The organism is Pseudomonas sp. LB3P93, assembly GCF_054898025.1.
In genome coordinates, this window is the sequence record NZ_CM142713.1 from 4,195,915 (window position 1) to 4,220,711 (window position 24,797).

Here is a 24,797-nt window from a genome sequence, read left to right on the forward strand (position 1 = left end):
GGCGCATCCGAGGATGCGCCTTCTCGTAACTGGCGGAGCGGACCAAGGGTTCGAACTTGCGACCCTCGGTGTCTCGGACCGGCAACTTGCCGACTGGACTACCGCTCCGCTGCCAGGTCAGGCATGACCCCGACCCGGATAGGCAAAAACCTGAAACGAACTTAGTTGACAGCTTCTTTCAGTGCTTTACCGGCTTTGAAACCTGGTTTTTTGGCTGCAGCGATTTCCAGCGTCTTACCGGTCTGTGGGTTACGACCAATGCGAGCTGGACGATCGGTGACGGAGAAAGTACCGAAACCAACCAGAACAACAGAGTCGCCAGCCTTGAGAGCGCCAGTGACGGATTCGATTACAGCGTCCAGCGCACGGCCAGCAGCAGCTTTCGGGATATCAGCGGATGCAGCGATAGCATCAATCAGTTCCGACTTGTTCACTCTAAGTCCCCTTATATCTATTTGAGTATGATTCTAAGTTTTTTGGTGAAAGCAAAAACGAGTGCTGAATGGCCTACAGACACTTAAGAGCCGCTTTATAACAAGGGCTCTAAAAAGCTGTCAACAAGCCACCCAGGCAAATGCGTACTAATGCGTGCTAATTCTTTCCTTAGAGTCAGACTCGCGTTTTTCATCCTTTGCAACTATCTCTGGAACCACATCTGGCAGCGGCTCCGGCGCGTATTGCAGCGCAATTTGCAGGACCTCGTCAATCCATTTAACCGGTTTAATCTGCAGATCTTGCTTGATATTGTCAGGAATTTCCTTCAGATCGCGTACGTTCTCTTCAGGAATGATCACTGTCTTGATCCCGCCACGGTGAGCAGCCAACAGTTTTTCCTTCAAACCGCCGATCGCCAACACCTGGCCACGCAGGGTAATTTCACCCGTCATCGCGACGTCTGCACGCACCGGGATCCCGGTCAATGCCGACACCAGGGCCGTGCACATGCCTACGCCGGCGCTAGGACCGTCCTTCGGGGTCGCCCCTTCCGGCATGTGGATGTGCGTGTCGCGCTTCTCGTGGAAGTCCAGGGGAATCCCCAGGCTCTTCGCGCGGCTGCGGACAACGGTCAGCGCGGCGGTGATCGATTCGACCATCACATCGCCCAGCGAACCGGTCTTGATCAACTGGCCTTTACCCGGCACGACAGCGGCTTCAATAGTCAGCAACTCGCCACCCACCTGAGTCCATGCCAGCCCGGTTACCTGACCGATCTGATCCTGCGATTCGGCCAGACCGTAGCGGAATTTGCGCACACCCAGGAAGTGTTCCAGCATCTCGGCAGTTACCTTCACCGAGAAGCGTTTTTCCAGTGCATGCTCTTTGACCGCCTTGCGGCAAACCTTGGCAATCTGGCGCTCCAGCCCACGTACACCGGCTTCGCGGGTGTAGTAGCGGATGATGTCGCGGATCGCTTCGGCGTCGAATTCCAGCTCGCCTTTCTTCAAGCCGTTGGCCGTAATCTGCTTTGGCGAAAGGTATTTGACAGCGATGTTGATCTTCTCGTCTTCGGTGTAACCCGGCAGACGAATCACTTCCATCCGGTCGAGCAGCGCCGGAGGGATGTTCATGGAGTTCGAGGTGCAAAGGAACATCACATCGGACAGGTCGTAGTCGACTTCCAGATAGTGATCGTTGAAGTTGTGGTTCTGCTCAGGGTCGAGCACTTCCAGCAACGCCGACGCCGGATCGCCACGCATGTCGCTGCCCATTTTGTCGATTTCGTCGAGCAGGAACAGCGGGTTGCGGACGCCCACTTTTGTCATCTTTTGAATCAATCTTCCTGGCATCGAACCGATGTAAGTCCGGCGATGACCACGGATTTCCGCTTCATCACGTACGCCACCCAGGGCCATACGGACGAATTTGCGGTTGGTGGCGTGAGCGATCGACTCCGCCAGAGAGGTTTTACCCACCCCCGGAGGACCCACCAGGCACAACACAGGCCCGCGAATTTTCTTCACGCGCTTTTGCACGGCGAGGTATTCGAGGATCCGCTCTTTGACTTCTTCCAGACCGTAGTGGTCTGCATCGAGAATGTCTTCTGCGCGCGCAAGGTCCAGACGTACTTTGCTCTGAGCCTTCCACGGCACCTGAACCAGCCAGTCGATGTACGAACGCACCACTGTCGCTTCCGCGGACATTGGCGACATTTGTTTCAGCTTGTTCAACTCACCCTGGGCTTTGGCCAAGGCATCTTTCGGCAGACCGGCGGCATCGATACGCTTTTTCAGCTCTTCGATTTCGTTGTGGCCTTCGTCGCTGTCGCCGAGCTCTTTCTGAATGGCCTTCATCTGCTCATTCAGGTAGTACTCGCGCTGACTGCGCTCCATTTGTTTTTTGACACGACCGCGAATGCGTTTTTCGACTTGCAGCAGATCGATCTCGGCATCCAGCAACGCCAGGACGTGCTCGACCCGGGCCGACAAATCGATGATTTCGAGGATTTCCTGCTTCTGCTCGATCTTCAGGGCCATGTGGGCGGCCATGGTGTCGACCAGGCGGCCTGGCTCGTCGATGCTGTTGAGCGACGACAGGACTTCAGCCGGAACTTTCTTGCCCAGCTGCACGTATTGTTCGAACTGAGCCAGCAGGCTGCGCACGAACACTTCCGACTCGCGCTCAGGCGCGTCGACTTCGTCGATCAGCGAGACTTCGGCACGGCAGTGGCCGTCCACTTCGCTGAAGCGCTCCACGGCGCCTCGCTGTTCGCCTTCGACCAAAACCTTGACGGTGCCGTCAGGCAGCTTGAGCAGCTGCAGAACGGTCGCAATTGTACCTACGCGATAAAGTGCATCTTCACCGGGATCGTCGTCAGCAGGGTTTCTCTGAGCCAGCAGAAGGATCTGCTTGTCGCCCGTCATCGCGGCCTCGAGGGCTTCGATGGATTTCTCGCGCCCCACGAACAGCGGGATAACCATGTGCGGATAAACCACAACATCACGCAATGGCAGGAGAGGCAATTCGATGGTTGTCTTCATGATTTCGCCTCTACGGCGGCCATAAGGCCGTAAACAGATGGAAGTAAGCTTGAAACCAAGATGGGGGCTGCTTTGAAAAAAAACAAGCGCAAAGAGGGTGTTAAAAACGCTTTAAAAGAAAAGGGGCCCGAAGGCCCCTTCTTTGTTCCAGCTGCCTGACGCTTAAGCGTCTGGCGCAGCCTTGGCAGCAGGCTCACTGTTTTCGTAGATATACAGTGGCTTGGACTTGCCTTCTATAACGCTTTCGTCGATCACTACTTTACTCACCTCGGATTGCGAGGGGATTTCATACATAGTGTCGAGCAATACACCTTCGAGAATCGAACGCAGTCCACGGGCACCGGTTTTGCGTTCCAGGGCACGTTTGGCGACCGATTTCAGCGCGTCGGCCCGGAATTCCAGGTCCACGCCTTCCATCTCGAACAGCTTGGCATACTGCTTGGTCAGAGCATTTTTCGGCTCGGTGAGAATCTGCATCAACGCAGCCTCATCAAGCTCGTCCAGCGTGGCAAGAACCGGCAGACGACCGACGAATTCCGGGATCAGACCGAACTTGACCAGATCGTCAGGCTCGACTTCACGCAGGGATTCACCGACTTTCTTGCCTTCTTCCTTGCTGCGCACTTCCGCGTTGAAACCGATGCCGCCCTTGGTGGAACGGTTTTGAATAACCTTTTCCAGACCGGAGAATGCACCACCGCAGATGAACAGGATGTTACGGGTATCGACCTGAAGGAATTCCTGCTGCGGATGCTTGCGACCACCTTGAGGCGGAACGGAAGCGACCGTGCCTTCGATCAACTTGAGCAGGGCCTGCTGCACGCCTTCACCGGAAACGTCCCGGGTGATCGACGGGTTGTCAGACTTGCGCGAGATCTTGTCGATCTCATCGATGTAGACAATGCCCATCTGGGCTTTTTCCACATCGTAATCGCACTTCTGCAACAGCTTCTGAATGATGTTCTCGACATCCTCACCCACGTAACCCGCCTCGGTGAGGGTGGTTGCGTCGGCGATGGTGAACGGAACGTTCAGCAAGCGAGCCAGTGTTTCGGCAAGCAGGGTTTTACCCGAGCCTGTCGGGCCGATCAGCAAGATGTTGCTTTTGCCGAGTTCGACGTCGTCATTCTTTTTGTCGCGCTGGTTCAGACGCTTGTAGTGGTTGTACACCGCTACGGCCAGAACCTTTTTCGCACGCTCCTGACCAATCACGTACTGATCAAGGATGCCGCTGATTTCTTTAGGCGAAGGCAATTTATGCGCGCTGCTTTCGGCCTGGGCTTCCTGCACCTCCTCACGGATGATGTCATTGCACAGGTCGACGCACTCGTCGCAGATAAAGACCGAGGGGCCGGCAATCAATTTGCGTACTTCATGCTGGCTTTTGCCACAGAAGGAGCAATAGAGCAGCTTGCCGTTGTCCTCGCCGTTGCGGGTGTCAGTCATTCGTTCGATCCAAATCCGATAGGCTTGCAACACAAGATGAAGGCTATTGCGGGCTTTTTCAAGCCCGCAGGTGATCGGACCAGCCGACCCACCCTATTTTGAGCTGCTTATTTTAAGCGGGGCGCTGACTGATCACTTCATCGATCAACCCGTACTCACGCGCGGCTTCTGCACTCATGAAGTTATCGCGGTTGGTATCACGCTCGATCTCTTCAAGCGTGTGCCCGCTGTGCTTGGCCATCAGCGTGTTGAGACGCTCGCGAATGAAGAGGATTTCCTTGGCATGGATTTCGATATCCGACGCCTGCCCCTGGAAACCGCCCAGTGGCTGGTGAATCATCACGCGCGAGTTCGGCAGGCAGTAGCGCTTGCCAGGAGCACCGGCTGTCAGCAGAAACGCGCCCATGCTGCACGCCTGACCGATACAGGTGGTCGACACGTTGGGTTTGATGAACTGCATGGTGTCGTAGATCGACATGCCCGCTGTCACCGAACCGCCCGGGGAGTTGATATAGAGATGGATGTCCTTGTCCGGGTTTTCCGCTTCAAGGAACAGCAGTTGCGCACAAATCAGGTTAGCCATGTAGTCCTCTACCGGGCCAACCAGAAAGATCACTCGCTCCTTGAGAAGACGCGAGTAGATGTCGTAGGCGCGCTCGCCACGAGCGGACTGCTCGACAACCATCGGGACCAGGCCGCCTGCGGCCTGGATATCAGAGTTCTGCTGAATATACGAATTACGGAACATGCTCTGCAGTCACTCCCAAATAGTTATGTCTTGAATACGCATAAGCCAGCACGAAGGCTGGCTTATGGTGTGTGCTTCTTACCGCAAAAACGATCAGTCGGCTTGTGGAGCTTCTACCGGCTTGACTGCTTCTTCGTAAGAGACCGATTTGTCGGTCACGCTAGCTTTCTGCAGAACAGTATCCACAACTTGTTCTTCCAGCACAACTGAACGGACTTCGTTCAGTTGCTGGTCGTTCTTGTAGTACCAGGACACAACCTGCTCAGGCTCTTGGTAGGCCGAAGCCATTTCCTGAATCATTTCGCGAACGCGGGCTTCGTCAGGCTTGAGGTCGAATTGCTTGACCACTTCAGCCACGATCAGACCCAGCACAACGCGGCGCTTGGCTTGTTCTTCGAACAGCTCGGCCGGCAGTTGGTCAGGCTTGATGTTACCGCCGAACTGCTGAACAGCCTGCACGCGCAGACGGTCAACTTCGTTGGACAGCAGAGCCTTAGGCACTTCGATCGGGTTGGTGGCCAGCAGACCGTCCATTACCTGATTCTTGACCTTGGATTTGATCGCCTGACGCAGCTCGCGCTCCATGTTCTTGCGAACTTCGGTGCGGAAGCCTTCCAGACCCGTTTCCTTGATGCCGAATTGAGCGAAGAACTCTTCGTTCAGCTCTGGCAGTTTTGGCTCGGAAACGGTGTTCACGGTAACGGTGAACTCAGCAGTTTTGCCCGCCAGGTCGAGGTTCTGATAGTCCTCTGGGAAGGTCAGGTTCAGAACACGCTCTTCGCCGGCTTTAGCGCCAACCAGACCATCTTCGAAGCCAGGGATCATGCGACCCGAACCCAGAACCAGCTGAGTACCTTTGGCGGAACCGCCAGCGAACACTTCACCGTCAACCTTGCCGACGAAATCGATGTTCAACTGGTCGTCGTTCTGAGCAGCGCGATCGGCTACTTCGAAACGGGTGTTCTGCTTGCGCAGCACGTCCAGCATTTTGTCCAGATCGGCATCAGCCACGTCAGCGCTCAAGCGCTCTACGGTGATACCGTCGAAGCCAGCAACGGTGAACTCAGGGAACACTTCGAAGATAGCGACGTATTCCAGATCTTTGCCGGCTTCCATCGATTTAGGTTCGATCGAAGGAGCGCCAGCCGGGTTCAGTTTTTGCTCGACAACAGCTTCGTAGAAGGAAGACTGGATCACATCGCCTACGGCTTCCTGACGCGCATCAGCACCGAAACGGCGCTTGATTTCGCTCATTGGCACTTTGCCTGGACGGAAGCCAGCAATCTTGGCCTTTTGGGCGGTCTGCTGCAGACGCTTGTTGACCTGAGTCTCGATGCGCTCAGCCGGCACGGTGATGCTCATGCGGCGCTCAAGAGCGGAAGTATTTTCAACAGAAACTTGCATGGATATTCCTCGTTGCACAGACGTTAGCCGGCCGTTTCCGACCCCAGAATCAAGGGCATGCATTCTAGTGGGTCAAACTCAAGAAGTCACCCTACTGAAAACGGGTAAAAAAGCAGCAGGCAATTTATAGGCGAGGGACAAACGGTTGTGCCTCGCCCTGTTAGCAAATACAGCCAGTCATGCCAGGGCTCTGCACCAATCCTTCTATATATAGAAGAACTGCCAATCATCTCCCTGACAGCCGATCTTGCGAGCAAGGTCGGCGGGTGGCGCGGCATCATCGAGAAACATAAATACGACGAAACACCCCGCCCCTGCGACCCAAGACATGCAGCCGTTTAACACTCGAACCGCTAAAACAAAAAAGGCGCCAGACTGTTAAATCTGGCGCCTCTCGAAATATGGGGTGGACGAAGGGGATCGAACCCTCGACAACGGGAGTCACAATCCCGTGCTCTACCAACTGAGCTACGCCCACCATATTGCCTTGCAAAGAAGCCAAAACGACTCCCTTACTGCGCCCCAACCAAGCCAGCCGGCTTGAGTGAAGCTTTATTTGGTGCGGATGAAGAGACTCGAACTCTTACACCTTGCGGCGCTGGAACCTAAATCCAGTGTGTCTACCAATTCCACCACATCCGCGTTTGAAGCTGTTAAAGCAAAGGCGCCAGACTGTTAATCTGGCGCCTTTCGAAATATGGGGTGGACGAAGGGGATCGAACCCTCGACAACGGGAGTCACAATCCCGTGCTCTACCAACTGAGCTACGCCCACCATATTGCGCTACTTGTGCCAAAGCTGCCTAATGGCGCACCCGGCAGGACTCGAACCTGCGACCATCCGCTTAGAAGGCGGATGCTCTATCCAGCTGAGCTACGGGCGCCTTATTAATCTGTACTCTTGGAGGACTACAAACTAAGAGCTTTCCAGCCTCACAGAACCGTAATTCCGCTCGACCTTCTCATCCAGTGCTAGGCTGTGCCCGACAAGTGCGACGAATAGTATAGAGCGCCCCGAAGGCCGTCAAATCCTTTTTATAAAAAATTCATTTAATTAAAGGGCTTAGAGGAATTTGCAGACCAAGCGCCTTTGCCCTCACCGCATGACATGCGAGAATGCGTTCTCTTTTTTTCCCCTCTCGATGGTTAATCACGCGCAATGACTGCACAACTAATCGACGGCAAATCGATCGCCGCCAGCCTGCGCCAGCAGATCGCCAAACGAGTCACCGAGCGTCGCGAGCAAGGCCTGCGCACACCGGGCCTCGCGGTGATCCTGGTCGGCAGCGATCCCGCCTCTCAGGTTTATGTCTCGCACAAGCGTAAAGACTGTGAAGAGGTCGGCTTCATTTCCCAAGCCTACGACCTGCCTTCCGAAACCACTCAAGAAGCACTGACCGATCTGATCGATCGCCTGAACGACGACCCGGCAATTGACGGCGTTCTGCTTCAGCTTCCGTTGCCTGAACACCTGGACGCTTCCAAATTGCTGGAACGCATTCGTCCGGATAAAGACGTCGACGGTTTCCACCCTTATAACGTCGGTCGCCTGGCCCAGCGCATTCCGCTGCTACGCCCGTGCACCCCTAAAGGCATCATGACCCTGCTGGAAAGCACCGGTGCAGATCTTTACGGGATGGACGCCGTCGTTGTCGGTGCGTCCAACATTGTTGGCCGTCCGATGGCGATGGAATTGCTGCTCGCCGGTTGCACCGTGACCGTCACCCACCGCTTCACCAAGGATCTGGCTGGCCACGTCGGCCGTGCCGATCTGGTGGTCGTCGCCGCCGGCAAGCCGGGTCTGGTCAAAGGTGAGTGGATCAAGGAAGGCGCGATCGTGATCGACGTCGGCATCAATCGTCAGGAAGACGGCAAACTGGTCGGTGACGTGATCTACGAAACCGCCCTGCCCCGCGCTGGCTGGATCACTCCGGTACCAGGCGGTGTCGGCCCGATGACGCGTGCTTGCCTGCTGGAAAACACGCTGTACGCGGCGGAAACACTGCACAGCTGAGTGCTCGCTTCGAAGTAAACGATGGAAAAAAGAACCCCGCCAATGGCGGGGTTCTTTATGCCCGTGGCAAAAGGTCGACCATCCGCCGGAAAATGACTTTTTTTTCATGTTTCCGAAGGCTTTCATCTCCTCCTTGAACAACCATCGACAGTTATTCAGCCATACTCCAGAATGTCGCGCTTTTACGAAATAGCCCGTTACATAACGGCGTATCAACACCTTATGAGTCTGCCAGCGTGAAAATCCCTCTTTCCATCCTGAGCCTATTTTTTGCATTTACAGGGACGTTCATCACGCCAACGGTCAATGCCGCGGAAACGACCGCAGCACCCCGAGAAGCGAAACAACTCAAGCTCGCTTCCGGCAGCTCTTTGCTGCTGGATATGCAGACCAACAAAGTCATCTATGCCAGCAACCCCGATGTGGTTGTCCCTATCGCTTCCGTCAGCAAATTGATGACCGGCCTGGTCGTGGTTGAGGCCAGGCAGAACATGGACGAATACATCAACATCAACATCAGCGACACACCAGAAATGAAAGGCGTGTTTTCCCGGGTCAAACTCAAAAGCGAATTGCCGCGCAGGGAAATGCTGCTGATCGCCCTGATGTCCTCGGAAAACCGTGCAGCCGCGAGCCTGGCTCATCACTATCCGGGCGGCTATGTCGCATTCATTGCCGCGATGAACGCCAAGGCCAAGGCGCTGGGCATGACCAGCACCCACTTCGTCGAGCCGACGGGCCTCTCCCCTCGTAACGTCTCTACTGCCCGCGACCTGAGCAAACTGCTGATCGCGGCGCACAAGTACCCGTTATTGACCGAGTTGAGTACCACCAAGGAAAAAACCGTCACGTTCCGCAAACCCAACTACAGCCTGGGTTTCCGTAACACCGACCATTTGGTCCGCAAGCCAAACTGGGACATCAAGCTGACCAAGACCGGGTTCACCAATGAAGCCGGTCACTGCCTGGTGTTGGTGACCAGCATGGGCAATCGCCAGGTGGCGCTGGTGATCCTAGACGCCTTCGGCAAGTACACGCATTTTGCCGATGCCGCCCGCATCCGCAGCTGGGTGGAAACCGGCAAAGGCGCAGACGTGCCATCGGTAGCCTTGCAGTACAAATCGGACAAGAATCTCAAGCATCGTCAGAGCGGCGTTGTTGAAGCTTCGAAATAAGTCAGCGACAGCAAACAAAACAAGCCCCGATCATTCGGGGCTTTTTTTCGTCTGGCGTTAATCGTTGGGTAAAGGCATCTGATCGTCATCCGGAATGCCATCCCCGGCGCTTGGATCTTTCATGCCATGGGAATGCTCCGTCGGGACCACCATCGGACGCGCCAAAGGATCCCTTAACGGATCGTTCGGATCCATCACCGGATCAACCCCCTTCTCGGGCGTTGTGGGAACACTGTCCGGACGCTTGTCGTTGAAACTCGAATCAGTAGACATACGCACCTCACCAGGGGTTAGGGTTTCAGATCAGCGAGTGGGTCGTAAGGCTTCGCCGGAGCCTTGGGATTGTCGCCCGCCTTTACATCCAAGGGCGCCTTGGCTGGCCCGATGGGATCGACCTGAGGGTCGGCGAGATCCGGCGAATCGGGGTCGAAACCCAGCTCGTCGCCTGAAGAATGCTCAGACGAATGCGGGCCGTCGGGGGTATTGGAATGTGCCATGGGGCGCCTCCTGGGATCTGGCCCGGAGAAACCGGGCCTTGTCCTTTAGAGGCCATACATGCCCGACGGTGCCGGGCAGATGACGAACGGAAACCTACTGCTCGGTCAGCGCCTTCTTCGCCCGTGCGGCGGCCTGTTCCTGACCGGCCTGGCCAAGATCGCTCGCCGCCTTCAGCCAGCGTTGCTGATCGACGTTGGCCGGGATCTGATTGGGCTTCTGGATGAGTACGGCCCAGCCGCCGGCGTCTTTGAACGATGACTCAAAAGAACTGAAGCTCATCAAATTGCGGCGATTCATGCCCGCACGCAGCAACACCGTCTGCTTCTGGCGGTTGTAACCGGCGAGAATGGCGTAACGCGGTTCAGCCCAGAGCGCCGAGCCTTCAGTGAAGCGCACCATCACCGGATAGCCGGCCGCGACCTGGGTCAACAGCGCAGGCAGATTGCTGTCGAGGGGATAAACCACCATCCCGTACTCACGAGCAAGGTTCTGCATGTTCTGCTGCAACTGTGCTTCGGCGCCCGGCACATGCAGGGGTTTTTCGAGTAACCCGGGTGTAATCACGATGCCCTGCTGCGACAGCATGCTGGCCAGCACCTGAGGCCCGCTTTGATAGTCCTGGCCCCGGTAGAACGTGCCGCTGAGTTCGACACGTTCCGGCAGACGCTTGATCTGCGGCGCGACACTCCCCGCGCAGCCTGCCAATCCTGCAACGCAGCCGACAATCAGCGCCGCCGTTCGAATTCGAGAAAATACCCGCACGATCATCACTCTCTTGTTCAGACGCCAGGCAACACGCTCCCGGCTTGGCCGTCGATCATAGGACGCCACGGGACGGCGGTATAGCCTTAACCTGCAGTCGAGCGCATTCGATAGAGCGAACTGGTTGATGACAGCCGACCTTTGGTCAATAGCCTGAAACACAGCAACGACTAGACTGTCATTTGCAGAGAGTGTGTGCCCGCGGCAGGGCAAAGAGGAGGCACTGATGAGCCTGACAATGACAATCGTGATGTTGATTTCCGGCTGGCTGGCGGTGGCCGCCGCTATGTTGTGGGGCGTTTTACGGATTACCCGTCGGCACCATCACCACCCCGCTCAATCGGCGCCTGTGGCGCAAACCGATAAACCGCCAACACGTCACGCGACCGCGCACTGACCCTTTTCGGACACGCAAACAAAAACGGCCGCCTGGGCTCTTTCGAGCGCAGGCGGCCGTTTTGTTTATCGCCGGTTAAGCTTCAGCCGCTATTTTCCTCTGCTTGGCCCGACGCGACATCATGTTCAACCCCTCGATCGTCGCCGAGAAGGCCATGGCGGCGTAGACGTAGCCCTTAGGCACGTGGGCACCGAAACCTTCAGCGATCAGCGTCATGCCGATCATGATCAGGAAGCCCAGCGCCAGCATCACCACCGTCGGGTTGTCATTGATGAACTTGGCCAGAGGATCAGCCGCCAGCAACATCACCAGCACCGACACCACCACGGCGATGATCATGATCGGCAAGTGCTCGGTCATGCCCACAGCGGTAATGATGCTGTCGATGGAGAACACCATGTCCAGCATCAGGATCTGACCGATCGCAGCAGCAAAGCCCAGGGTCACGGTCGAGGTAGCCGACATCGGATCATCCGGTGCCGGGTCCATGCTGTGATGGATCTCGGTCGTCGCCTTCCACAACAGGAACAGGCCACCAGCGATCAGGATCATGTCCTTCCAGGAGAACGCGTGACCAAGGATATCGATCACCGGCTCAGTCAACTGGACGATAAACGCGATGGTGCTCAACAGGCCCAGTCGCAGAATCAACGCCATACCGATACCGATGCGGCGTGCTTTCTGCCGATGCTGCTCCGGCAGCTTGTTGGTCAGGATCGAGATGAAGATCAGGTTATCGATGCCGAGCACGATTTCCATGACGATCAGCGTGGCCAGGGCGACCCAAGCGGTGGGGCTTGCAGCAAGTTCTAAAAGGTATTCCATGTGTCAGTCCTGACTCGTTAAACGGTTTAGATTTCCTGGGACGAAGATTCGGTTTTCTTCTTGTCTTCGTCCGATGATTCTTTCTTGCTGATCAGTCCGCCGGTGGCATCACTGATCGCTTGTTCGGCGGCTTTGTGGGTGTCGTCGATCGCCTGCTTGGCAGTCTCGGCAGCCTTGCCCATCAATTGCTGAGCGCTTTTCTCGGCCTGGTCGCAACCGGCCAATACCAGTAAAGACGTAATCAACAGCGCCGTGGTTTTAAGCTTCATGATGCTTTCCTCGATAGAACAAAACGGGTCGAAACGATGGCCCGTTGATAGCGAGGCATTCTAGGGACGCAAACACTTCAGGAAAATTCGTATTTTCAGCGGTTATACTTCGGTTTTTACGAACTGTAGGTCGTCATGCTCAATTATCGGCAATTGCATTACTTCTGGGTGGTGGCCAAGACCGGCAGCATCGTACGCGCCTGCGAGCAGCTGAACCTGACGCCACAGACCATCAGCGGGCAGATTTCCTTGCTCGAACAAACCTATGGCATCGAGCTGTTCCGACGTGTCGGCCGGCAGCTTGAGCTAACGGAGGCCGGACGTCAGACCCTGCCTTATGCCGAGCAAATGTTTCAGCTGGGGGGCGAACTGGAGTTGATGCTGCGGGCGCAACCCAACGAACAGCAGATCCTGTTTCGGGTTGGCGTGGCGGATGTGGTGCCCAAATCCATCGTTTATCGCCTGATCGCGCCGACCATGGAATTGAGCGAGCCGCTGCGCATCACCTGTCGCGAAGACAAACTCGAACGGTTGCTCGCCGACCTGGCGATCCAGCGCCTGGACCTGGTGATTTCTGACAGCCCAATGCCATCGCACCTGGACATCAAGGGGTACAGCCAGAAACTCGGTGAATGCGGGATCAGCTTCTTCGCCACCGCTGAACTGGCGGCGCAGTACGGCCAGGATTTTCCCCGCAGCCTGCACGGCGCACCGCTGCTGATTCCCGGGCCGGAAACCGTGGTGCGCAGTCGTTTGCAGCGCTGGTTTGCCGAGCAGCAGATCCAGCCGCGCATCGTCGGTGAGTTCGACGACAGCGCGCTGATGCAGGCTTTCGGTCAATCGGGCAGCGGGATTTTCATCGGCCCGAGCGTGATTGCCGACGAAGTGAAACGCCAATATGGCGTGGAGTTGATTGGCCAGACCGACGCCGTGACGGAGTCGTTCTACGCCATTTCGGTGGAACGCAAGGTCAAGCACCCCGGCATTGTGGCGATTACCGAAGGTGCCCGACGCGAGCTTTTCACCGAGCTGTGAAAGGTCAGGCGCAGACTTCGCGCGGCTTCATGGTCATCAGCGCCATGGCCAGGAGAATCGACACCAGGATAAACGCGGCTGCCGCAAAACCCAGCCCGCCCAGGCCAACGCTGTCGATCACCCGTCCGCCGACCATCGCGCCCAGGCCGATGCCGAGGTTAGCCCCGGCAATGTTCAGCGACGCGGCAAAGGCCGGAGCCTCGGGCGCCGCCTTCATCAATCGCACATGGCTGACCAGGAACAATGCGGCCTGGGTCACGCCCCAAATCCCCATCGCCGCCGCCAGACCGAGGGGCGAATGAATGTTCGGCACCAACGCCACCATGCCGGCGATCATGAATGCGCAGAACATCATCGAAGCCATCAGCGGATGACGATCCACCGCACGGCCGCCCAACGAGTTGCCGATCAAACCGACCGCACCAAAGCCCATCAGGCACCAGCCGACCACCGTGCCGTTGAAACCGGCGAGGCGTTCAAGGATATCCGCGAGGTAGGTGTAAGCGGTGAACATGCCGCTGAACACCAGGACCGACAGCAACACATGACCCAGCATCAACGGGCTGCGCAGGATCTTGAACTGCGAACGGAAGCTCACCTGATGCTGATGCAGGTTGGTTTTCGGCAGGTAGATAAACAGCAGCAACGCCTTGGCAAACGCGATCACCGCCAGAATGCCGAAGGCACTGCGCCAACCGAACGCATCGGAAATCAGCGTGCCGACAGGAATACCGAACACCGTGGCACAGACGATGCCGAAACCGATCTTGGCGATGGCCCGCCCGGCGTAGTCCGGCCCGACGATGTCCACGGCGGTTTCACTGGCCAGCGCCCAGAACACCGGCAGCCCCAGTGCGGGGATCAGCCGGGCGATGGACATTACCCAGATGTTCGGCGCAAACGCCGCGAGGGTGTTGGCCAGACCGAACATGATCAGCACCGAGATGAACAGCTTGCGCCGCTCGAACCTGGCGAAGTACGCAGTCAGGAACGGCCCGAACGCCGCAACGGTGAAGGCGAACAAGGTCACCAGCAAACCCGCCTGGGGAATGCTGACTTCAAGGTCTCGGGCAATCGCCGGCAACAGGCCGACGATGATGAACTCCGTGGTCAGCACCGTAAAACCGGCGGCCGACAACAGAAGGATGGGCAACAGCATGCAGAACTCCAGAAAACGACGACACCAGCGATAGCCCGAAGGCCCACTGGCATGACTTGAAAATGAGGATGCGCAATCTTAACAGAGTGTTTCCGATCAGGGTTGCACGAACCTGCCGATCTCGTGAACACGCGGGCGGCAGATCGTCACAGGTCTGAAGGATGAAGACCACGCTGTGATAAAGTCCGCGCCCTGCGATACGTACACCCTGTTCATCCGCCCTTTAATGGCCGCGATGTCGCGACACCCCCGCACCTAATAATCAGAGATGCCGTTTTATGACCGCTTCATCCCCTTCGCTATTGCAACGCCTGAAACGCTTGAGCCTGGTCTCGCAAATCATCATCGGCCTGGTCGCCGGGATTGCCTTGGCGCTGTTTGCGCCGGACGTGGCGAAGTCCACGGCGTTCATCGGCAAGGTCTTCGTTTCGGCACTGAAAGCCGTCGCGCCGATTCTGGTGTTCGTGCTAGTCATGGCCTCGATCGCCAACCATAAGCACGGCCAGGAAACCCACATCCGGCCGATTCTGTTTTTGTACCTGCTGGGTACTTTTGCCGCTGCGGTAGTCGCGGTCGTTGCCAGCATGATGTTCCCGTCCAGTCTGGTGCTGTCCACCCAAGACGTCGCCGTGACCGCGCCGGGTGGTATCAGCGAAGTGTTGCAAAGTCTGCTGCTCAGCGTGGTCGACAACCCGGTCAGCGCGCTGATGAATGCCAACTTCATCGGTATTCTGGCGTGGGCGATTGGCATGGGCGTTGCGATTCGCCATGCCGGTGACACCACCCGCGAGGTGCTCGGCGACTTGTCAAATGGCGTGACCCTGATCGTGCGCCTGGTGATTCGTTTTGCGCCGCTGGGGATCTTTGGCCTCGTCGCCTCGACCCTCGCCACGTCCGGCTTCGGCGCGTTGCTCGGTTACATGCATCTGCTGGCCGTGCTGCTGGGCTGCATGCTGTTTGTGGCGCTGGTGATGAACCCGGTGATCGTGTTCTGGAAACTGCGTCGCAACCCTTATCCGCTGGTACTGACCTGCTTGCGGGAGAGCGGCATCACCGCGTTTTTCACCCGTAGTTCGGCGGCGAACATTCCGGTCAATCTGGAACTGAGCAAGCGCCTGGGCCTGCACGAAGACACTTACTCGGTGTCAATTCCGCTCGGTGCCACCATCAACATGGCTGGCGCGGCGATCACCATTACCGTGCTGACGCTGGCGGCCGTGCATACCCTGGGCATCGCCGTGGATATTCCGACCGCCATTCTGCTCAGTGTGGTGGCGGCGATCTGTGCGTGCGGCGCTTCGGGTGTAGCCGGCGGTTCGTTGTTGCTGATTCCGCTGGCGTGCAGCCTGTTTGGCATTCCGAGTGAAATCGCCATGCAGGTGGTGGCGGTCGGTTTCATCATTGGGGTGTTGCAGGATTCGGCGGAGACCGCGCTGAACTCGTCCACTGATGTGCTGTTCACCGCCGCGGCGTGCCTCGGTGAAGAAGCAAAAGTAGAACGCTTGGCGTAACACCTTGTCCCTGTGGGAGTGAGCTTGCTCCGGGCGGCGTTCCGAAGATAGCGGACTGTCAGCCAGCATAAATGTTGAATGTAAGGCCCTCATCGCGAGCAAGCTCGCTCCCACAGGATCTGCGGTGCGGATGAACAATGCGCACCCATGAAAAAGCCCCCGCAACCTAAGGCTGCGGGGGCTTTTTTGTACCTGAGCGGTTTAGAACGCGCCCATGTAATCGCGCTTGCCCACTTCCACACCGTTGTGACGCAGCAATGCGTAAGCGGTGGTGACGTGGAAGAAGAACTGCGGCAGGCCGTAGGTCAGCAAGTAAGCCTGGCCACTGAAGCGCTTCTCTTTCGGCGTGCCTGGACGCGTCACGATCTCGATGCCTTCCTTGCCGTCGATTTGCTCAGGCTTGATCTCGCCGATGTAAGCCAGAACCTTGGCAATCAATGCTTGCAGTTCAGCGAAGGTGGTTTCGGTATCGTCATATTTCGGCACTTCGATCTCGGCCAGGCGCGAGGAAACGCCTTTGGCGAAATCAACAGCGATCTGCACCTGACGCACCAGCGGGAACATGTCCGGGTACAGGCGGGCTTGCAGGAAAGCGTTCGGGTCAATGTTCTTGGCGGTAGCGTGGGCTTCGGCCTTGTTCAGAACGTCGCTCAGGGCGTTGAGCATTTGTTTGAAAACCGGAACGGAAGCGGCATACAGGGAAATGGTCATGACAGTCTCGTGTGGTGACAGGAGGGAAACGTGGGCCGATTATAGCCATGCCCGCCCCTCCTGCGGCTTGTCTTTTATCCAGCAAGGATTAGGCTAGGCGGCTTCGACTGCATGCTTTCACGGCAAAGGGAAAAGCGCGATGAGCACTGAGCAAGAAACGACCTTCGACGAGCCGCGGCTCAACAGCACGGAAATCCGCATTCTGGGCTCATTGATCGAGAAGCAGGCCACCAGCCCGGAAACGTATCCGCTGACCCTTAATGCGCTGGTGATTGCCTGCAACCAGAAAACCAGTCGCGAACCGGTGATGAACCTTACCCAGGGTCAGGTCGGCCAGAGCCTGCGCGCCCTGGAAGGTCGTGGCTTTACCAAACTGGTGATGGGCAGCCGTGCCGATCGCTGGGAGCATAAGGTCGACAAGGCGCTGGAACTGGTGCCGGCCCAGGTGATTCTGGCGGGACTGCTGTTTCTGCGCGGCCCGCAGACGGTCAATGAACTGCTGACCCGCAGCGGCCGCATGCATGATTTTGAAGACGCCGAGCAGGTGGTGCATCAACTGGAACGGCTGATTGCTCGTGGTCTGGCGTTGTTGATTCCACGTCAGGCCGGGCAACGCGAAGACCGCTACATGCATGCGTTGGGTGATCCGGCGGATATCGAGGTCATCCTTGCTGCCCGGCAAAATCCGTCCGAACGTGGTGCCGGCAGCGGCGTGTCGGTTGAGCGGATCGAAGAGCTTGAGGCACGGATTGCGGCGCTGGAAGAACGCCTGGCCCGCCTCGAATAACCAACGCGATCCCTGTAGCAGCTGTCGAGCCTGCGAGGCTGCGTCCGGCTGCGCAGCAGTCGTAAATTCGGAAAGCAAAATTTACCTGACACACCGCAGCGCATGATTTTACGACTGCTGCGCAGCCGGACGCAGCCTCGCAGGCCCGACAGCTGCTACAAGATCGGCTCCATTATTCGCCATCCCAGTAATCCACGCCGTCGCCCGGCCGGGCGATGGCGACGAAGCCTGAGGCATTGCCTTCGGCGTCGACCTTGAAGTCGTCCATCACCGCGTATTTGCCGGAATCGGGGTACTCGCAAATCTCCGGCGATTGCTGGGTGCTGACGGCCAGGTAGCGCAGCTCGCCATTGCTGTTGTTGATAATCTGGTGCGCAGCTTCAGGACCGCCCGGCGGGCAGGCGATCACGTCACCGGCGCGGATCGGAAAACGCTCGGCACCGAGGCGAACCTCCCCTTCCCCGGCCACGACGTAAAACATCTCCTCGTTGACCCTATGACTGTGAAACGGGCTGCCACGCATGCCTGGTTCCAGCACATACAGGCGATATCCCAGTTTCTGAGCACCCAGCTGCTGACCGACGCGGGCCATTCTCTGCTGATAGCGGCCGGCGGTTTCACCGGTGGGCGCCAGGGCTTCGGGCAACGGTTCAAGTTCGACCTGATTCAGGTTGAGAATGGGGGGATGCATGGAAACCTCGGTCACGGTTTGTTTGTCGGGGCGACAAGTCTTGGCTTGCTGGCGGGGAGTATAGGCGGGGAATGTTGCGGCAACTGACTGGGTATGACTCAAGGACGAATCGCGGCCATCGCGGGCAAGCCCGCTCCCACATGGATTGGGTTGCCCACAAAAGTTGTGGTCTACTCAGATCCTGTGGGAGCGGGCTTGCCCGCGATGGCGCCAGTACTGTCAACAGAGAACCGGAAGGTTCAGCCGCGGGCAAACTCTACCGCTTTCTTAAACTGCTCATCCGTCGGCCGCACGCCGGTGTACAGGACAAACTGCTCCAGCGCCTGAATCGCGATCACTTCCAGCCCGGTAATGACGCGTTTCCCTTCGGCACGACCACGCACGATCAATGGTGTTTCCGAGGGAATCGCCACCACATCGAAGACCGTCTCGGCAGCAGCGATGGTTTGAGCATCGAACGCCAGTTGATCGGCCTCCGGCCCGCCGCTCATGCCGATCGGCGTAACGTTGATCAGCATCTGTGGGCGCTGCCTGCCCAGTTCCGCTTGCCACTGATAACCCAGCGATTCAGCCAACGCACGCCCGGCGCGCTCGTTACGGGCCACGATCAGACCATTTTTATAGCCGCCATCGCGCAATGCACTGGCCACGGCCTTGGCCATACCGCCGCTGCCGCGCAGGGCAAAGGTCGATTCCTTCGGCACCAGATGGGTTTCAAGCAGCTGGGCGATGGCGATGTAATCGGTGTTGTAGGCCTTGAGGTGGCCATTGGTGTTGACGATGGTATTGATCGATTGAATGGCCGCCGCGGAAGCGTCCAGTTCATCAACCAGCGCAATGCAGGCTTCCTTGAACGGCATCGACACGCCACAGCCACGAATGCCCAGTGCGCGAATACCACCAACGGCACCTGGCAAGTCCTGACTGCTGAACGCTTTGTAGTAGAAATTCAGGCCCAGTTGTTCATACAGATGATTGTGAAACCGCAGGCCGAAATTGCCGGGACGCCCGGAAAGCGACATGCACAGTTGGGTGTCTCGGTTGGGGTTCATCTGCATGAAACATCTCCTTCTATAAGCACTTTCAGATGGACGGGATTAGCCATTCCATCGCGTTCTGATCGATCATGACAGCGTGCCTGCGCAGGTTCGCAAGAGCCGTAAAGAAGCCGGTACAGACCTTACACAAAATTTACCCAACGGCTGTGCTGATTTTCAAAAAACCGCTGTCTTAGATGTATCCCCGCGACAATCCTTGGGTCTATTGCAGACACAAGCGCCGGGTCGAAGAACCGAGGAATTATCATGATCCGTAAACTCCCCACAGTTGCCTTGCTGCTCGGTGCTCTTGCTATTACAGGGCAGGCAGAGGCTGGCGGCGGTCACGGTTGGCAGGGTCCAGCGGTATTTGGCGCGATCGTTGGTTCGGCAATCGTCGGCTCGGCCATCATCAACAGCAACCGGCCGGTCTATGTACAGCAACCGGTATACGCCCAGCCACAGCCGGTTTACATACAACAGCCGCCACCGGTTTATTACCAGCCTGCACCGGTCTACGTGCAGCAACCGGTCTACTACGCGCCACCGCCGGTTTACTACGGCCCGCCACGTGGTTATTACGGTCCACCGCGCGGTTACTACGGCCCTCCCCACGGTTATGGTCGCTGGTAACAGCGTTCATCAGGCCCCGCCTTATCAGCGTAATGCTGTTCACTTAAGTATTTGAGTCCAAGCCGGGCTTATCCGAAAATCCGATGCCAGACTTCTGGCATCGGATTTTTTATGTCTGTTCAACAAGATCTGCTCGACCTCGGCGACCTTTTCAACTTCTGTGACCTGAGTACTTTCACCCAAAACATTCCCATCGAGTGGGTAGCGTCTGCGCTGGATCTTTCCAGTCAGGCGACCATTCGCCGACGTCGCCTGCCCGCTGACCAAGTGCTCTGGTTGGTGCTCGGTATGGCGTTGTTTCGTGACGAGCCGGTTCATGAGGTGGCCAGACGTTTGAACATCTGCGCTCAAGGCCTGGCCACCGACCACTTATTGGCCCGCAGTGGTGTAACCGAGGCGCGCAAGCGACTCGGTGCCGATCCTGTTGAGTGGTTATTCCGCAAGACCGGGACCCAATGGGGGGCGGAGCGCTATGACGACGATGCCTGGCATGATCTGCAGGTATTCGCGGTGGACGGTGCACTTTTGCGTACTCCGGATACGCCCGAGCTTCGAGATCACTTCGGGTCGGGAAACACTCCAAGCGACCGCCAGACGCCGTTTCCGATGCTGCGCCTGGTGGCCCTGATGAATGTGCGTTCGCACGTGATCATGGATGCTCAATTGAGCCCTTATCGACGCAGTGAAATGCGCTTGGCCGACGATTTTTTGCAGCAGATCCCCGACCACTCGGTGACGCTGTTCGACAAAGGTTTCTGGGGTGCCGAGCTGCTGTCGAGCCTGAGCGGAGCAGGCATCAACCGTCATTGGTTGATCCCGGCAAAAAAAGGACTGATCTGCGAGGAAGTGGCCCGTTACAGCCAGTACGACCGTTTAGTGCGTATGAAAGTCTCGCCGCAGGCCAGAAAGCGAAACCCGGATCTTCCAACGCACTGGGAAGTACGCGAAGTCAGTTATGAAATTAAAGGCAAGGTGAAGACCGTCATGACGTCGTTGCCGGCCAAGATCTACAACACTCAAGCCGTTGCCAAACTTTACCAGGAGCGTTGGGAAATCGAGTTGGGCTTCAGAGACATCAAGAGTTCGATGCAACAGAACGCGATGACCTTGCGCAGTAAAAAAGTCGAGCTGGTCTATCAGGAAGTGTGGGGGCTTTTGCTGGCTTACAACGTGATTCGTCGAGAGGCCAGTCAGGCGGCGGTGACGTTTGGCCGGGCCCCCTCGGACATCCGTTTCAAACCCGTTTGTCAGTACATCGCCGTGCAACTGATCGTGATGGCGGCGGCTAATCCGATTTCAGCCACAGGAAGACGCTTGGCTGAGTTGAGAGCAGGGATAGGGGGATTGTTTCTGGATCACCGCCCAAGGCCTTCGAGGCCAAGGACAGTGAAAATTTCAAAAACCCGGTTTCCAGTGGACCGTAAGGCTGCTCCGCTTAAGTGAACAGCATTACGCCTTATCAGCGGGGCTTTTTTGTGACCGTTCGTCGGCGAAGGTCTGGAAAAATCGCGTCAAGGTCGTTGTCGGGACAGTGTTGGCGGTTCAAGTTGGCAAGATTGACTGGACCGCCCTTCCCCCGTATCGGGAAAAACGTTCATATTTATGTCATGGCAGGTCCGCAAGCTTGGATCTGTCCGTAAACAACAGGTTGATAAAAACAAGGACGACCTCATGCCCACGCAAAACCCGCACCGCATTGTCGGCTTGTGCACCTCCAGCAAGGTGTACAACGCTTTGACCGAACTCAAGCACCTGGAAGGCCATCGCAGCGCCAAGTTTCTTTCGTTGCTGGCAGAAAACCTGGTGCGCAAAGGCCTGCTCAACGAGCAGGAAGTGGTTCATATGCTTGATCTGGTGGTCGACTGAGCACAAAACTCACTGACGTCAATGACGACTATCGAAAGCGTTGATTGTCCGTTCGAGTGGCAGGTCCGTAAGGTAGCTCCATCGATTGATGGAGGTACTTATGTCCCAGGTTCAAATCATGTCCGTAATCGGCAGCGCCGTTCCCGCATCGCTCAGAGAGCTAGGATTGCTCGCCTGTTGGTATCTGGTGCAGGACGGCGAACCGATCAGCGGACCGCTCACTTCGCTGCCGGCCGCCAAGGCACTGTCGCAACGGATCGGCCAGGGTCAGCTCAGCGCTTAAGGCAGCTGAATCCTCGGCTTGGTCTCGAGGAAGATGTCCCAGCTCGACATGAACAGCGCCGCGATCAGCGGCCCGATGACAAAGCCGTTCAGGCCGAAAATCGCCAGGCCGCCCAGGGTCGAGATGAGGATCAGATAGTCCGGCATCTTTGTATCCTTGCCCACCAGGATCGGACGCAGCACATTATCCACCAGCCCGATCACAAACACCCCGAACAACCCCAGCACCACACCCTGCCAGATCGCCCCGGCGAACAGGAAGAACGCTGCCACCGGTGCCCAGACAATCCCCGCCCCCACCGCCGGCAACAGCGATAGAAATGCCATCAATACCGCCCAGAGCAATGCGCTCGGGATGTCCAGAAACCAGAAAATCAAACCGCCCAATGCGCCCTGTGTGATCGCCACCAGCAGGTTGCCCTTTACGGTCGCCCGAACCACGCGGTTGAACTTGAGCTGCAAGCGGCGCTTCTGGTGTTCCTGCAGCGGTATGGCGGAGCGAACTTTACGGGCCAGTTCGGCGCCGTCTCGCAGAAAAAAGAACAGCAGGTAGAGCATGATGAAAAAGCCGACCACAAAATCGAACGTGCCCTGACCGAAACTGAAGACTTGCGTGGCGAAAAACTCATTGCCCGTCACCGCACTCTTGATGATTTTCTCCCGCAGCCCGTCCAGCTCACCGACGCCGGCCCGGTCAAGCAAATGCTGGAAGTACGGCGGCAAGCTGTGTTTGAAGTTCGTCACGTACCCCGCGATATCCAGTTCGCCGCTTTCGATACTCTTGTAAAGCGAAGCCCCTTCCTGAACCAGCAAGATACTGAGGATGATCACCGGCAAAATCGCGATCACCAGACAGACGCTCAGGGTAAGCAGCGACGTCAGGTTGCGCTGCCAGCCGAACTTCAGTTGTATCCGGCGTTGCAGTGGCGCGAACAGAATCCCCAGGATCACCGCCCAGAACACCGCGCCGTAGAATGGCAGCAAAATCCAGATAAAGGCGACAGTGACCACCCCGAGCAGGATCACCAGCGATTTGTTGTGTACCGTCTCTTCGTTCATGTTCGATCCATCTCAGCGCGCAGGGGTAACGCTCTTGTATTGAAGAGCCGTACTAATGCTTAGTCCGCCACGGTTCGCGCGAGTGCCATCCGTTTGTTCATCAAGCATAGATCCAGATCAATGAACCCCGCGGACAAGCCGATTACCCTCCCCGGCTTTTGCGATCGACACTGCCATGACGCTCCTTGCTCCAGAACTGCTCGCTCCCGCCGGCACATTGAAAAACATGCGCTACGCCTTCGCCTACGGTGCCGATGCGGTCTACGCCGGCCAGCCGCGTTACAGCCTGCGGGTGCGCAACAACGAATTTGATCACGCCAATCTCGCGCTCGGTATCAAAGAGGCTCAGGCGCAGGGCAAGCGTTTCTACGTAGTAGTCAACATTGCGCCGCACAACGCCAAGTTGAAGACTTTCCTGAACGACCTTGCACCGGTTATCGCCATGGCCCCGGACGCGCTCATCATGTCCGACCCCGGCCTGATCATGCTGGTACGACGGCACTTTCCGCAGATGCCGATCCACCTCTCGGTGCAGGCCAATACGGTGAACTGGGCCAGTGTCGAGTTCTGGCAGCAACAGGGCCTGAGCCGGATCATCCTTTCGCGGGAACTGTCGCTGGAAGAAATCGCCGAGATTCGCCAACAAGTCCCGGCGATGGAGCTGGAGGTATTTGTCCATGGCGCGCTGTGCATGGCCTATTCCGGCCGCTGTCTGTTATCGGGTTACATGAACAAGCGCGACGCCAACCAGGGCAGTTGCACCAACGCCTGCCGCTGGAAGTATTCGGCGACGCAAGCCACGGAAAACCAACTCGGCGAAATCGTTCAGCAGTTCCGGCCTGAGCCGACCCTGGGCCTCGGCGCGCCGACCGATCAGGTATTCCTGTTGCAGGAAGCCAATCGCCCGGACGAACTGATGCCGGCCTTCGAGGACGAGCACGGCACCTACATCATGAACGCCAAGGACCTGCGCGCCGTGCAGCATGTCGGACGGCTGACGCAGATGGGCGTGCATTCGCTGAAGATCGAAGGCCGGACCAAATCGCACTTTTATTGCGCACGCACCACGCAGGTCTATCGCCGCGCCATAGATGATGCGGTTGCCGGTCGCGAGTTCGATCGCAGCTTGATGACGGACCTGGAGTCCCTGGCCCAGCGCGGCTACACCGAAGGTTTCCTGCGTCGGCACGTGCATGACGAATACCAGAACTATCAGCACGGCAGCTCGGTTTCAGAGCGCCAGCAGTTTGTTGGCGAGTTGACCGGTGAGCGTCGTGATCGCTGGGCGCAAGTGAAGGTAAAGAACCGGTTTAGCCTGGGCGATCACCTGGAACTGATGACACCCCAAGGTAACTTCCACTTCGATCTGCATCAGTTGCAGAACGTCAGAGGCGAGCCGATCAACGTGGCGCCAGGGGATGGGCATACGGTGTATGTGCCGATTCCGGATGCGGTGGACTTGCGGTACGGGTTATTGATGCGAGATGTGAACGTCGTTTAGCGCTTGCCCT

At 57.3% G+C, this 24,797-nt stretch carries 25 protein-coding genes, 5 tRNA genes and 1 pseudogene; 11 read left to right on the top strand and 20 right to left on the bottom strand.

Translation table 11 applies throughout. The features are described 5' to 3' along the window. Window positions 1-30 precede the first annotated feature (30 nt). The 10 genes from ACYZT8_RS19005 to ACYZT8_RS19050 form a co-directional block, all read right to left on the bottom strand. Window positions 31-108, bottom strand: a tRNA-Leu gene (locus ACYZT8_RS19005). A gap of 53 nt (window positions 109-161) precedes the next feature. Next, window positions 162-434, bottom strand: coding sequence for an HU family DNA-binding protein (locus ACYZT8_RS19010; protein WP_002552737.1), 273 nt, complete (start codon window positions 432-434; stop codon window positions 162-164). 147 nt (window positions 435-581) lie between these two features. Next, complete coding sequence (gene lon, locus ACYZT8_RS19015; protein WP_010458711.1) at window positions 582-2,978, bottom strand: endopeptidase La; 2,397 nt, start codon at window positions 2,976-2,978, stop codon at window positions 582-584. A 162-nt stretch (window positions 2,979-3,140) separates the two neighbouring features. Beyond that, complete coding sequence (gene clpX / locus ACYZT8_RS19020; protein WP_007946893.1) at window positions 3,141-4,424, bottom strand: ATP-dependent Clp protease ATP-binding subunit ClpX; 1,284 nt, start codon at window positions 4,422-4,424, stop codon at window positions 3,141-3,143. A 112-nt stretch (window positions 4,425-4,536) separates the two neighbouring features. Further along, window positions 4,537-5,172: an ATP-dependent Clp endopeptidase proteolytic subunit ClpP gene (gene clpP, locus ACYZT8_RS19025; protein ID WP_046047575.1), complete on the bottom strand. Its 636-nt coding sequence runs from the start codon at window positions 5,170-5,172 to the stop codon at window positions 4,537-4,539. 93 nt (window positions 5,173-5,265) lie between these two features. Then, window positions 5,266-6,576, bottom strand: a complete 1,311-nt coding sequence (tig, locus tag ACYZT8_RS19030; RefSeq protein ID WP_461975013.1) for a trigger factor — start codon at window positions 6,574-6,576, stop codon at window positions 5,266-5,268. A gap of 402 nt (window positions 6,577-6,978) precedes the next feature. Beyond that, a tRNA-His gene (locus ACYZT8_RS19035) sits at window positions 6,979-7,054 on the bottom strand. Between the two features lie 79 nt (window positions 7,055-7,133). Then, window positions 7,134-7,218: transfer RNA gene (locus ACYZT8_RS19040), tRNA-Leu, on the bottom strand. A 56-nt stretch (window positions 7,219-7,274) separates the two neighbouring features. Then, window positions 7,275-7,350, bottom strand: a tRNA-His gene (locus tag ACYZT8_RS19045). 32 nt (window positions 7,351-7,382) lie between these two features. Next, window positions 7,383-7,459: transfer RNA gene (locus ACYZT8_RS19050), tRNA-Arg, on the bottom strand. A 275-nt stretch (window positions 7,460-7,734) separates the two neighbouring features. Here ACYZT8_RS19050 and folD point away from each other — a divergent pair. Together folD and pbpG are read left to right on the top strand one after the other, a co-directional pair. Beyond that, window positions 7,735-8,589, top strand: coding sequence for a bifunctional methylenetetrahydrofolate dehydrogenase/methenyltetrahydrofolate cyclohydrolase FolD (gene folD / locus ACYZT8_RS19055; RefSeq protein ID WP_403104728.1), 855 nt, complete (start codon window positions 7,735-7,737; stop codon window positions 8,587-8,589). 236 nt (window positions 8,590-8,825) lie between these two features. Continuing rightward, entirely contained in the window at window positions 8,826-9,764 is a 939-nt protein-coding gene (pbpG, locus tag ACYZT8_RS19060; protein ID WP_461954849.1) for a D-alanyl-D-alanine endopeptidase, read from the top strand. A gap of 57 nt (window positions 9,765-9,821) precedes the next feature. Here pbpG and ACYZT8_RS19065 read toward each other — a convergent pair whose 3' ends face one another. The 3 genes and pseudogenes from ACYZT8_RS19065 to ACYZT8_RS19075 form a co-directional block, all read right to left on the bottom strand. After that, window positions 9,822-10,037: a hypothetical protein gene (locus tag ACYZT8_RS19065; protein WP_461954850.1), complete on the bottom strand. Its 216-nt coding sequence runs from the start codon at window positions 10,035-10,037 to the stop codon at window positions 9,822-9,824. A 17-nt stretch (window positions 10,038-10,054) separates the two neighbouring features. Continuing rightward, on the bottom strand, window positions 10,055-10,261 hold the full coding sequence (locus ACYZT8_RS19070) for a DUF6021 family protein (protein ID WP_461975015.1): 207 nt from the start codon (window positions 10,259-10,261) through the stop codon (window positions 10,055-10,057). Window positions 10,262-10,355: 94 nt separating this feature from the next. Beyond that, window positions 10,356-11,083 (bottom strand): annotated as a pseudogene (locus ACYZT8_RS19075) (cysteine peptidase family C39 domain-containing protein). Between the two features lie 167 nt (window positions 11,084-11,250). Between ACYZT8_RS19075 and ACYZT8_RS19080 the strand changes: the two are divergent. Next, window positions 11,251-11,421, top strand: coding sequence for a hypothetical protein (locus tag ACYZT8_RS19080; RefSeq protein ID WP_461975017.1), 171 nt, complete (start codon window positions 11,251-11,253; stop codon window positions 11,419-11,421). 75 nt (window positions 11,422-11,496) lie between these two features. Here ACYZT8_RS19080 and ACYZT8_RS19085 read toward each other — a convergent pair whose 3' ends face one another. Together ACYZT8_RS19085 and ACYZT8_RS19090 are read right to left on the bottom strand one after the other, a co-directional pair. Next, entirely contained in the window at window positions 11,497-12,246 is a 750-nt protein-coding gene (locus ACYZT8_RS19085; protein WP_461975019.1) for a TerC family protein, read from the bottom strand. 26 nt (window positions 12,247-12,272) lie between these two features. After that, window positions 12,273-12,515 (bottom strand): hypothetical protein, encoded by a 243-nt coding sequence (locus ACYZT8_RS19090; protein WP_461954854.1) that lies wholly within the window; start codon window positions 12,513-12,515, stop codon window positions 12,273-12,275. Between the two features lie 135 nt (window positions 12,516-12,650). On the opposite strand from ACYZT8_RS19090, the gene nhaR reads away from it, so the two are divergent. Next, window positions 12,651-13,550: a transcriptional activator NhaR gene (gene nhaR, locus ACYZT8_RS19095; protein ID WP_010458685.1), complete on the top strand. Its 900-nt coding sequence runs from the start codon at window positions 12,651-12,653 to the stop codon at window positions 13,548-13,550. Window positions 13,551-13,554: 4 nt separating this feature from the next. Here nhaR and ACYZT8_RS19100 read toward each other — a convergent pair whose 3' ends face one another. After that, window positions 13,555-14,709 carry an MFS transporter gene (locus tag ACYZT8_RS19100; RefSeq protein WP_461975022.1) on the bottom strand — a complete coding sequence of 385 codons (1,155 nt, stop codon included), beginning with the start codon at window positions 14,707-14,709 and terminating at the stop codon, window positions 13,555-13,557. Window positions 14,710-14,987: 278 nt separating this feature from the next. On the opposite strand from ACYZT8_RS19100, the gene sstT reads away from it, so the two are divergent. Beyond that, window positions 14,988-16,220 (top strand): serine/threonine transporter SstT, encoded by a 1,233-nt coding sequence (gene sstT, locus ACYZT8_RS19105; protein ID WP_461975024.1) that lies wholly within the window; start codon window positions 14,988-14,990, stop codon window positions 16,218-16,220. A 201-nt stretch (window positions 16,221-16,421) separates the two neighbouring features. Here the strand turns inward: sstT and ACYZT8_RS19110 are convergent, their stop codons facing one another. Continuing rightward, window positions 16,422-16,931, bottom strand: a complete 510-nt coding sequence (locus ACYZT8_RS19110; protein WP_461975026.1) for a DUF1993 domain-containing protein — start codon at window positions 16,929-16,931, stop codon at window positions 16,422-16,424. 139 nt (window positions 16,932-17,070) lie between these two features. Between ACYZT8_RS19110 and ACYZT8_RS19115 the strand changes: the two genes are divergently transcribed. After that, entirely contained in the window at window positions 17,071-17,718 is a 648-nt protein-coding gene (locus ACYZT8_RS19115; RefSeq protein ID WP_461975028.1) for a YceH family protein, read from the top strand. 172 nt (window positions 17,719-17,890) lie between these two features. On the opposite strand, the gene ACYZT8_RS19120 is transcribed toward ACYZT8_RS19115, so the two are convergent. Further along, window positions 17,891-18,409, bottom strand: a complete 519-nt coding sequence (locus ACYZT8_RS19120; protein WP_461975030.1) for a cupin domain-containing protein — start codon at window positions 18,407-18,409, stop codon at window positions 17,891-17,893. A 239-nt stretch (window positions 18,410-18,648) separates the two neighbouring features. Then, on the bottom strand, window positions 18,649-19,467 hold the full coding sequence (locus ACYZT8_RS19125) for a shikimate 5-dehydrogenase (protein WP_461975032.1): 819 nt from the start codon (window positions 19,465-19,467) through the stop codon (window positions 18,649-18,651). A 246-nt stretch (window positions 19,468-19,713) separates the two neighbouring features. On the opposite strand from ACYZT8_RS19125, the gene ACYZT8_RS19130 reads away from it, so the two are divergent. From ACYZT8_RS19130 to ACYZT8_RS19145, 4 genes are all read left to right on the top strand, one after another. After that, a complete protein-coding gene (locus tag ACYZT8_RS19130; RefSeq protein ID WP_461954862.1) occupies window positions 19,714-20,079 on the top strand; it encodes a hypothetical protein in 366 nt (121 codons plus the stop codon). Window positions 20,080-20,190: 111 nt separating this feature from the next. Next, window positions 20,191-21,522: an IS4 family transposase gene (locus ACYZT8_RS19135; RefSeq protein ID WP_461975034.1), complete on the top strand. Its 1,332-nt coding sequence runs from the start codon at window positions 20,191-20,193 to the stop codon at window positions 21,520-21,522. A gap of 228 nt (window positions 21,523-21,750) precedes the next feature. Next, a complete protein-coding gene (locus ACYZT8_RS19140) occupies window positions 21,751-21,945 on the top strand; it encodes a hypothetical protein (RefSeq protein ID WP_003179723.1) in 195 nt (64 codons plus the stop codon). Window positions 21,946-22,045: 100 nt separating this feature from the next. Beyond that, a complete protein-coding gene (locus tag ACYZT8_RS19145) occupies window positions 22,046-22,228 on the top strand; it encodes a hypothetical protein (protein ID WP_461954863.1) in 183 nt (60 codons plus the stop codon). Here ACYZT8_RS19145 and ACYZT8_RS19150 read toward each other — a convergent pair. Next, on the bottom strand, window positions 22,225-23,286 hold the full coding sequence (locus tag ACYZT8_RS19150; RefSeq protein ID WP_461975036.1) for an AI-2E family transporter: 1,062 nt from the start codon (window positions 23,284-23,286) through the stop codon (window positions 22,225-22,227). The genes ACYZT8_RS19145 and ACYZT8_RS19150 overlap by 4 nt on opposite strands. A gap of 175 nt (window positions 23,287-23,461) precedes the next feature. On the opposite strand from ACYZT8_RS19150, the gene trhP reads away from it, so the two are divergent. After that, entirely contained in the window at window positions 23,462-24,787 is a 1,326-nt protein-coding gene (gene trhP / locus ACYZT8_RS19155; RefSeq protein WP_461975038.1) for a prephenate-dependent tRNA uridine(34) hydroxylase TrhP, read from the top strand. Window positions 24,788-24,797: the final 10 nt, after the last annotated feature.

Coding starts and splice junctions, on each gene's coding strand:
- lon (WP_010458711.1), bottom strand. CDS start 2,978: ATGAAGACAACCATCGAATTGCCTCTCCTGCCATTGCGTGATGTTGTG.
- clpX (WP_007946893.1), bottom strand. CDS start 4,424: ATGACTGACACCCGCAACGGCGAGGACAACGGCAAGCTGCTCTATTGC.
- clpP (WP_046047575.1), bottom strand. CDS start 5,172: ATGTTCCGTAATTCGTATATTCAGCAGAACTCTGATATCCAGGCCGCA.
- tig (WP_461975013.1), bottom strand. CDS start 6,576: ATGCAAGTTTCTGTTGAAAATACTTCCGCTCTTGAGCGCCGCATGAGC.
- folD (WP_403104728.1), top strand. CDS start 7,735: ATGACTGCACAACTAATCGACGGCAAATCGATCGCCGCCAGCCTGCGC.
- ACYZT8_RS19065 (WP_461954850.1), bottom strand. CDS start 10,037: ATGTCTACTGATTCGAGTTTCAACGACAAGCGTCCGGACAGTGTTCCC.
- ACYZT8_RS19070 (WP_461975015.1), bottom strand. CDS start 10,261: ATGGCACATTCCAATACCCCCGACGGCCCGCATTCGTCTGAGCATTCT.
- ACYZT8_RS19080 (WP_461975017.1), top strand. CDS start 11,251: ATGAGCCTGACAATGACAATCGTGATGTTGATTTCCGGCTGGCTGGCG.
- ACYZT8_RS19085 (WP_461975019.1), bottom strand. CDS start 12,246: ATGGAATACCTTTTAGAACTTGCTGCAAGCCCCACCGCTTGGGTCGCC.
- ACYZT8_RS19090 (WP_461954854.1), bottom strand. CDS start 12,515: ATGAAGCTTAAAACCACGGCGCTGTTGATTACGTCTTTACTGGTATTG.
- nhaR (WP_010458685.1), top strand. CDS start 12,651: ATGCTCAATTATCGGCAATTGCATTACTTCTGGGTGGTGGCCAAGACC.
- ACYZT8_RS19100 (WP_461975022.1), bottom strand. CDS start 14,709: ATGCTGTTGCCCATCCTTCTGTTGTCGGCCGCCGGTTTTACGGTGCTG.
- sstT (WP_461975024.1), top strand. CDS start 14,988: ATGACCGCTTCATCCCCTTCGCTATTGCAACGCCTGAAACGCTTGAGC.
- ACYZT8_RS19110 (WP_461975026.1), bottom strand. CDS start 16,931: ATGACCATTTCCCTGTATGCCGCTTCCGTTCCGGTTTTCAAACAAATG.
- ACYZT8_RS19115 (WP_461975028.1), top strand. CDS start 17,071: ATGAGCACTGAGCAAGAAACGACCTTCGACGAGCCGCGGCTCAACAGC.
- ACYZT8_RS19120 (WP_461975030.1), bottom strand. CDS start 18,409: ATGCATCCCCCCATTCTCAACCTGAATCAGGTCGAACTTGAACCGTTG.
- ACYZT8_RS19125 (WP_461975032.1), bottom strand. CDS start 19,467: ATGCAGATGAACCCCAACCGAGACACCCAACTGTGCATGTCGCTTTCC.
- ACYZT8_RS19130 (WP_461954862.1), top strand. CDS start 19,714: ATGATCCGTAAACTCCCCACAGTTGCCTTGCTGCTCGGTGCTCTTGCT.
- ACYZT8_RS19135 (WP_461975034.1), top strand. CDS start 20,191: ATGTCTGTTCAACAAGATCTGCTCGACCTCGGCGACCTTTTCAACTTC.
- ACYZT8_RS19140 (WP_003179723.1), top strand. CDS start 21,751: ATGCCCACGCAAAACCCGCACCGCATTGTCGGCTTGTGCACCTCCAGC.
- ACYZT8_RS19145 (WP_461954863.1), top strand. CDS start 22,046: ATGTCCCAGGTTCAAATCATGTCCGTAATCGGCAGCGCCGTTCCCGCA.
- ACYZT8_RS19150 (WP_461975036.1), bottom strand. CDS start 23,286: ATGAACGAAGAGACGGTACACAACAAATCGCTGGTGATCCTGCTCGGG.
- trhP (WP_461975038.1), top strand. CDS start 23,462: ATGACGCTCCTTGCTCCAGAACTGCTCGCTCCCGCCGGCACATTGAAA.